The sequence below is a fragment of the Gordonibacter faecis genome (assembly GCF_030077735.1).
Classification (GTDB): Bacteria; Actinomycetota; Coriobacteriia; order Coriobacteriales; family Eggerthellaceae; genus Gordonibacter; species Gordonibacter faecis.
Genome location: NZ_JASJEU010000020.1, coordinates 165,410 through 173,051, shown reverse-complemented (window position 1 = coordinate 173,051; position 7,642 = coordinate 165,410). Strand labels below are relative to the sequence as shown.

Here is a 7,642-nt window from a genome sequence, read left to right as displayed (position 1 = left end):
CTCCTCGCGGCCCCTACGGGGCCACTCGATCGGTCGTGGACCGCCTCAAGGCGGTCCAACTTTCTGCCGCACGCCCTTTATGTATGGATTTTCGCCCGATTTCGCCGCCTCGACGACTTCGCGAAATATTGACCTGGGATTTCTCATACAAGTGCTCATCAAATCCGTACATAAACGGCGATTTGTGCCATTTTTTGCCAGGTTCTATGTCAGGTAGGATCATGGCCATCGATAAACCTCTTGTTCGATTGTGTTCTCAACCTTTGAGGGCCGCCGTCCCGCTCTCATAAAGTGTGACGCGCTTCGCGCTGCTGATTACGCCACAAGATGACTGCCCTCCCTATCACTATGACGCGGGTTTTTTCATGTACGATATCTCTAACTAAAAAGGTAATCCACGTAGGGGCGCTTCACGAAGCGCCCTTTCGCGCGCAGCGCGAAAACGCAGGTCATGGTTGTGTTCTCCGCCTTCGGCGGAGAGGGCGATTCGTGAATCGCCAACCGCCAACCTGTCGGTATCGCCTACAAGCTCAGTCAACCCGCATCATAAGGCAAGGAACGCGGGAAAACTCATGGCGTATTAGCCAGCGCGTAAGCGTGTCACACTTTTTTGTGAAGTGGGGCGCTCGTGAATGTGAGGCTGGTTTACTGCGTGGGCCCTTCGGCAAAGATGCGTTTCTTGAACAGATTTGCGCCAACGCTCGGCGCGCGCAGCCTCAGCCCGGGCTCTTACTTTAGAATAGCGCAGTCATCTATCTTTAGCGCTCGTGTGCGCTTTGTCGCCACGGCGTTTTCCCAAGCAAGCGACGTGCGTAAGGAGCAGGCTATGTGCGGAATCGTGGGCTATACGGGGTCGCGCCCCGTGAAGGATATCCTGATTGAGGGCCTGACACGGCTTGAGTATCGCGGTTACGATTCGGCGGGCATTGCCGTTGAACAGGATGGACGCTTGCAGGTGGTGCACGCCAGGGGCAAGGTGAGCGGCCTTGCGCAGCTGGTGGCGCCGCTTGGGCTCACGGGTACCTGCGGCATTGGGCACACGCGCTGGGCCACGCACGGCCGCCCCTCCGAGGCGAACGCGCATCCCCATGTTTCCTGCGACGGCCACGTGGCGGTGGTGCACAACGGCATCATCGAGAACTTCGCCGAACTGCGCGAGGAACTGGAAGGCCGCGGCCACACCTTCACCAGCGAAACGGACACCGAGGTGATAGCGCACCTGGTGGAAGAGGCGTTCCGCACTAACCGCGACCTGCTGCAAGCCGTGCGCGAGGCTGTTGAGCGCCTGATTGGCGCCTACGCCCTGGCCGTGGTGAGCGACCAGGAGCCCGGCACCATCATTGCCGCGCGCAAGGATTCGCCGCTGGTGGTGGGCATGGCCGAGGACGGTGCGTATGTGGCTTCGGATATTATCGCGCTGATTGACGCCACGCGCGACGTGGTGGTACTCGGCGACGGCGACTTCGCCAAACTCACGCCTGCGGGCATTACTTATTATAAAGTGCGCGGCGAGGAAGTGTACGAGCCGCAGACCACCCACATCGACTGGGACGTGGACGTGGCCGAAAAGGGCGGCTACCCCGACTTCATGCTGAAGGAAATTCACGAGCAGCCGCGCGTCATCCGCGACACGCTGGCCGGACGCCTGGTAGACGGGCACTTGGCCATCGACGAGCTGGATCTTTCGCCCGAGGAATTGAACCTCATCGACCGCGTGTACGTCATCGCGTGCGGCACGTCGTATCACGCGGGACTCATTGCGAAGAACCTCATTGAGGGCTGGGCGCGCATCCCCTGCGAGGTGGAAGTGGCGAGCGAATTCCGCTACCGCAACCCCATCATTACGCCATCGACCCTGGTAGTGGCCGTGTCGCAGTCGGGCGAGACCGCCGACACGCTGGCCGCCGTGCGCGACGCACGCGTGAAGGGTGCGAAGGTGTTTGGTATTACGAATGTGGTGGGCTCGCCGCTGGCGCGCGAATCGGACGGCGTCATTTACACGAAGGCCAACAAAGAGATTGCGGTGGCATCCACGAAGTCGTTCTTGGGACAGGTGGTGTCGCTCACGCTGCTGGCGCTGCTTTTGGCGCAAGCGAAGGGCAAGCTGAAGACGAACCAGGTGCGCCTGCTGTTCCATGAGCTGGCCGACACGGCTGAGCAGGTGGAACACATCCTGGCCGACACAACGGCCATCGACGAGGCGGCGCGCGCGTGCAAGGACGCGAAGAGCGCGCTCTTTGTGGGACGCGGCATGGGTGCGGCCATTTCGTACGAAGGCGCGCTCAAGCTGAAGGAAATCAGCTACCTGCACGCCGAGGCCTATCCGGCTGGCGAGATGAAGCACGGGCCCATCGCGCTCATCGACGAGGGTTTCCCGGTAATTGCGGTGGCCACGAAAAGCCCCGTGTACGATAAGCTGGTGTCGAACATCCAGGAGGCGAAGGCGCGCGGCGCGATGGTGGTGGCGGTGGCAACCGAAGGCGACGAGGACATTCGCGCGCACGCCGACCACGTGATCTACATTCCGAAGGTGCGGGATGCGTTCTCTGCGATTACAGCGAGCGTGCCGTTGCAGTTGTTTGCGCGGGCGATTGCGGTTGAACGCAACTGCGATGTGGACCAGCCTCGCAACCTGGCCAAATCGGTTACGGTGGAGTAGGTGCTGCTTGTCCGTCGTCTCGGGTGGCAACGCCCAGTCGCTCGGACAGTCCTGGGCTCGCACGAACAGCCCACTGGGCTGTTCGGCTCGTGCGGAACTCGCTTGGTGGGCGCTGCCACCCGAGCCGACTGCCGGGTTGCTACTCCGGGCGATGGGGCCAGGTTGCGTGGGGGAGAGAAGAGGGATTCAACCTGTGGGAGAGGGTTTGTTGATGAGTGAAAAGGACATGAATAGTCATCCTGAGCAGAATGATGGGGCATCCTGTCGTCCAGAGCAGAGTGGCGTTGACGCCGCCCCTTGTCGACCCGAGCCAAGCCCCGATGGCGCTACCTCTTGTCATTCTGAGCGGAGCGCTGAAAGCGCGGAGTCGAAGGATCCCGGGCGGCGCGAGAGCGCGCAGGTGCCTGCTGGCTTTGAGGGGCTGGAGGGGCAGGTGGGGCTGGGCGTGGACATCGTGGAGATCGCGCGCATGAAGCGTATCCTAGAGCGAACGCCCAGTTTCGCACGACGCGTGTTCTCGGAGGAAGAGCGTGCCTATTGCGAGGCCACGGCGGCGCCGGAGGTGCACTTTGCCACGCGTTTTGCGGCGAAAGAAGCGGTGGTGAAGGCGCTCGGCACCGGGTTCACGCGCGGGATTGGCGTGCGCGACATTGAGGTGCGCCGCAACACGAAGGGCCGCCCGTATGTGGTGCTGTCGGGGCGTGCGAAGGAAATTGCGGCTGAGCAGGGCGTGCGTGAGTTGCCCATTTCGCTTTCCTTCACGCATACCGAGGCCGTGGCGTGCGCGATGGCTATCACCGAAGATGCCCGCCGCGCGGCCGAGAAGCGCGTCGACCCCATGGAAGAGCTGGCAAAACAGTTCAAAGAAGCCCGCAGCATGCTCGACGAAATGGAACAACCCACCCCCGCACCTGATGCATCGGACTCTTCTGCATCCTAGCGTCGATTGTGCGCCAGATAGCCGCACTGGGTGCTGGCTGTACGAAAACGGGAGTACAATCGGCAAAACTGAGTTGGGTTGCGGAAGGCGGTGGGCATGGACGTGCGGGAATTTTCTTCTGACGAGTTGGTGGCCCTGGTGCCGGTGCCGGCGGATGATGCCAACAAATACACGCGCGGAAAGCTGACGGCGCTGGTGGGTAGCGCGCGCTACCCGGGGGCTGCGTGCCTGGTGGCGCGCGCCTCGCAGCGCATGGGCGCGGGCTACACCGAAGTGGTCACGGCTCCCGAGGCGATGGCGCTCGTGCACGCCGTCAGTCCTTCGCTCGTGGTACGCTCATGGGAGGGGCTACAGCCTCTTGATCTGCCCGTTTCGCGTCCCGGCAAACCCTGCGCACTCGCGGTGGGCAGCGGTTTTGACGCGCAGGATGAAGAAGCCGTCCGGCTCGTGCAGTTCGTGTTGAAGCGGGCGCAGGCTCCTGTGCTGGTAGATGGCGGCGGGTTGGCGGCGCTTTCCACGAAGAAGGGGAGGCGGTTGCTAAAACGGCGCTTTATCTTGGGTTTCCCCACGGTTATCACGCCGCATGGCGGCGAGGCGGCGCGGCTGGCGGAGCCGCTGGGGCTGGCGACGGATGATCTGGCGCGCCTGGCGCTTTCCCTTGCGCGTGCCTATGGCGTGACGGCGGCGGTAAAAGGCCCCGACACGTTCATCTCCGACGGCGACCAGGTGGTACGCATGGCGCTTGGCACGCCTGCGCTCGCGAAGGCGGGTACGGGCGACGTGCTGGCGGGCCTGGTGGCGGCCTTGCTCGCGCAGGGCTTGGCGCCGCTCGATGCCGCGGTGCTGGGCACCTCGCTGCACGCGCTCGCGGGGCGCGCCGCCGAGGCGCGCCTCACGTCGGTATGCGTCACGGCCGAAGATGTGGTCGACTTCCTCCCCGAGGCTTTCAAAACGCTTGTCAGTGAAGGGCTGCCTACAGCGTAAACGACGCCCTCACCTGCGCGTGGCACAAAAGGGCCTTACAGTGCGTAAACGGTTGCGCGAGAGGAGCAGCGCGGGAAAGCGAAGCGCTACAATGGGCGGAAACCATGACGTTGCCGCACGGGCGGTGGTCGGCCTGTCTGCGTTCGGCCTGCTCACACCCCATAGTGCGGCGTCCCGACTCAAGGAGCGTGAAGCGGTGGATACCACCAAAAAGCATGACTGGGGTTTGATTGTTGCGGGAGTTCTGCTGGCGCTGTGCGCGCTGTTCTTCCTGGTGGCGCCAGGGTTGACGCTGGTCACCATCACGGCCATCGCGGGCGCGGGCTTTCTCGTGTCGGGCGTGTTTGACATTATTAACTATGTGCGGTTCCGCAAAGTGATGAACCTGTCTGGCTGGGCGGTGGCATACGCGGTGCTCGACATTGTGATTGGTCTCATGCTACTCATTCACCCGCTGGCGTTCGCGGGGGTTATCCCGTGGGTCATTGGCGCGTTCTTCCTGGTATTCGGCGTGTTTGAGATTGTGGGCGCGTTCCGCATCCGCAAGTCGGTGGGGTCGCTCTGGGGCTGGATGCTGTTCTCGGGCATTGTGAGCGCGCTCTGCGGCGTCACGTTTTTCCTGGTGCCCACGACGTTCGTTCTCTTCCTCGCGCTGTTTGTGGTGATGCGCGCGGCGTCGCTCGTGGTGTACGGATGGAACGCGGGCAAGGCTATGACGTTATAGCTGATCGCCTGCCGGTGTCCGATTGGGCACAGAGTGGTTGCAACCTTTGCTGAAACCATGAGCGCTGCGCCTCGCGTTGCTGGCTCGTGGTAGAATCTCGAAGAAACGAAGAAGGCCCCGAAACGCTCGGGGCCTTTGTTCAGAAGGGCCGCGCAAGCCCTGAGATGACGACGGCGGTGACACTTATGGCAGACGAACAACAATCTCTCCTTGATGAGCGGGCGCTTGCGGAAGCGACAAGCGATCCGGCGGCGCGCGTCGAGGCGCTCAGGCGTGAGATTGAGCACCACAGCTATCTCTATTACGCCTGCGATGCGCCTGAAATATCCGACGGGGCGTTCGACTCGCTCATGCGTGAGTTGCGCGAGTTGGAGGCGGTGCACCCTGAACTGGTGGATCCGGCCAGCCCCACGCAGCGCGTGGGTGGCTATGTGGGCGAACAGTTTGCGCCGGTGCGGCATGCGCGTCGTATGTATTCGCTCGATAACGCCATGGACCTGGGCGAACTTGACGCGTGGCTGGAGCGCGTGGTGGAAGCGTTTGGGCGCATGGTGCCCGTGGTGTGCGAACTGAAGATTGATGGGTCGTCCATTGCGCTGACGTACGAGGGCGGGCGCTTGGTGCGCGCGGCGACGCGCGGCGACGGGACCACGGGCGAGGACGTGACGGCCAACATGCGCACGGTGAAGGACGTGCCGCTGCGCCTGCGGGCCGAGGCGCTGGGCACGCTGGTGGATGCCTCCGCGCCGGTGGAGCTGCGCGGCGAGGTGTATATGCCGAAGTCGAGTTTCGAGGCGCTGAACGCAGCTGCCGAGGCCAACGGCAAGCAGGCGTTCGCGAACCCGCGCAACGCCGCCGCGGGCAGCCTGCGTCAGAAGGACCCGTCCATCACGTCGTCGCGTGACCTGTCGACGTTTTTGTATGCGGTGGCCGACGAGCGTGCGCTGGCGGTTGAGGGCCAGTGGGAACTGCTGCAGTGGCTGCGCAAGGCCGGCTTCCACGTGAATCCCGACGTGGAGTTGTGCGAAACGCGCGAGGCCGTGCACGCGTTCTGTGAGCGCGTGGTACAGCGCCGCGACCACTTGCCGTACGAGATTGACGGCGTGGTGGTGAAAGTGAACTCGTTCGCGCAACAGGCCGCCATGGGCTACACGGCGCGCGCGCCGCGCTGGGCCATTGCGTTCAAGTTTCCGCCGGAGGAAAAAACCACGCTGCTGCGTGACATAACGGTGCAAGTGGGACGCACGGGAAAGCTGACGCCCGTGGCCGAGATGGACCCGGTGGTGGTGGCGGGTTCCACCGTGGCGCGCGCGACGCTGCACAACGAGGACGAGGTGCAGCGCAAGGACGTGCGCGTGGGCGACACGGTCATCGTGCGCAAGGCGGGCGACGTGATTCCCGAGGTGCTGGGCCCCGTACTGGCGCTGCGCCCGGCCGATGCCGCGGTGTGGCACATGCCGAAGAACTGCCCGAGTTGCGGGTCGCCTGTTATTCGCGAGGAAGGCGAGGTGGACTTCCGCTGCATTTCTATCGACTGCCCGGCGCAGGCGTTGGAGCGCCTGCTTCATTGGGCAAGCCGTGGTGCCATGGACATCGACGGTATGGGTGAGGAAATTGTGACGCGCCTGGTAGAGAGCGGCCGTTTGTCTGACGTGGCCGACTACTACACGCTTGACGAGGTGGAGTTGTCATTGCTCGACATGGGGCGCGTGAACAAGGACGGCGAACCCATTCGCCTGGGCGAGACGGTGGCGAAGAAACTAGTGGCCGGCATTGACGCGAGCCGCAGCCGCACCTTCGCTCGCGCGCTGTTTGGCCTGGGTATGCGCCATGTGGGCAAGACCATCGCCGAACTTTTGGCCGCGGCGTACCCGTCGATTGACGCGCTTATGGCTGCGAGCGAGGAAGACCTCGCCGCCATCGACGGCGTGGGCCCCAAGATTGCTCATAGTGTGTATCTGTTCCTGCGCACGCCCGACAACGCGGCCGTTATTGAGCGCTTGCAAAAGCGCGGCGTCACGCTAGCCGACGAGGCGAGCGACCCCGGCGAGCAGCTGCCCCAAACCCTCGCCGGTCTCACGTTTGTGCTGACCGGAAGCCTGGTTGAAAGCGGCATGACTCGCGACGAGGCTGGCGCCGCTCTGAAAGCCCGCGGCGCAAAGGTGAGCGGCAGCGTGTCCAAAAAGACCAGCTACGTCATAGCGGGCGAAGCTGCCGGCAGCAAATACGACAAAGCCGTGAGCCTCGGCGTCCCTGTCCTTGACGAACCTGCCCTCCTGCGCATCCTGGAAACCGGCGAACCCCCAGCGGTTCTGGCGGAATAGCACCCAAGGGG

Annotated in this window: 5 protein-coding genes; all 5 read left to right on the top strand. The window is 63.4% G+C overall.

Annotated elements, in window-relative coordinates; all coding sequences use genetic code 11:
• The first annotated feature begins 826 nt into the window (after positions 1–826).
• The 5 genes from glmS (at position 827) to ligA (ending at position 7,631) form a co-directional block, all read left to right on the top strand.
• Positions 827–2,659 (top strand): glutamine--fructose-6-phosphate transaminase (isomerizing), encoded by a 1,833-nt coding sequence (gene glmS / locus QNJ86_RS10610; protein ID WP_283832597.1) that lies wholly within the window; start codon positions 827–829, stop codon positions 2,657–2,659.
• 211 nt (positions 2,660–2,870) lie between these two features.
• A complete protein-coding gene (acpS, locus tag QNJ86_RS10605; protein WP_283832596.1) occupies positions 2,871–3,599 on the top strand; it encodes a holo-ACP synthase in 729 nt (242 codons plus the stop codon).
• A gap of 96 nt (positions 3,600–3,695) precedes the next feature.
• Positions 3,696–4,583: an NAD(P)H-hydrate dehydratase gene (locus tag QNJ86_RS10600; RefSeq protein ID WP_283832595.1), complete on the top strand. Its 888-nt coding sequence runs from the start codon at positions 3,696–3,698 to the stop codon at positions 4,581–4,583.
• 91 nt (positions 4,584–4,674) lie between these two features.
• Positions 4,675–5,307: an HdeD family acid-resistance protein gene (locus QNJ86_RS10595; RefSeq protein WP_283832594.1), complete on the top strand. Its 633-nt coding sequence runs from the start codon at positions 4,675–4,677 to the stop codon at positions 5,305–5,307.
• A gap of 185 nt (positions 5,308–5,492) precedes the next feature.
• Positions 5,493–7,631 (top strand): NAD-dependent DNA ligase LigA, encoded by a 2,139-nt coding sequence (ligA, locus tag QNJ86_RS10590; protein ID WP_283832593.1) that lies wholly within the window; start codon positions 5,493–5,495, stop codon positions 7,629–7,631.
• Positions 7,632–7,642 lie beyond the last annotated feature (11 nt).

Bases quoted from the DNA above. Each gene is read 5' to 3' on its own strand.
- glmS (WP_283832597.1), top strand. From the start codon at position 827: ATGTGCGGAATCGTGGGCTATACGGGGTCGCGCCCCGTGAAGGATATC.
- acpS (WP_283832596.1), top strand. From the start codon at position 2,871: ATGAGTGAAAAGGACATGAATAGTCATCCTGAGCAGAATGATGGGGCA.
- QNJ86_RS10600 (WP_283832595.1), top strand. From the start codon at position 3,696: ATGGACGTGCGGGAATTTTCTTCTGACGAGTTGGTGGCCCTGGTGCCG.
- QNJ86_RS10595 (WP_283832594.1), top strand. From the start codon at position 4,675: ATGGGCGGAAACCATGACGTTGCCGCACGGGCGGTGGTCGGCCTGTCT.
- ligA (WP_283832593.1), top strand. From the start codon at position 5,493: ATGGCAGACGAACAACAATCTCTCCTTGATGAGCGGGCGCTTGCGGAA.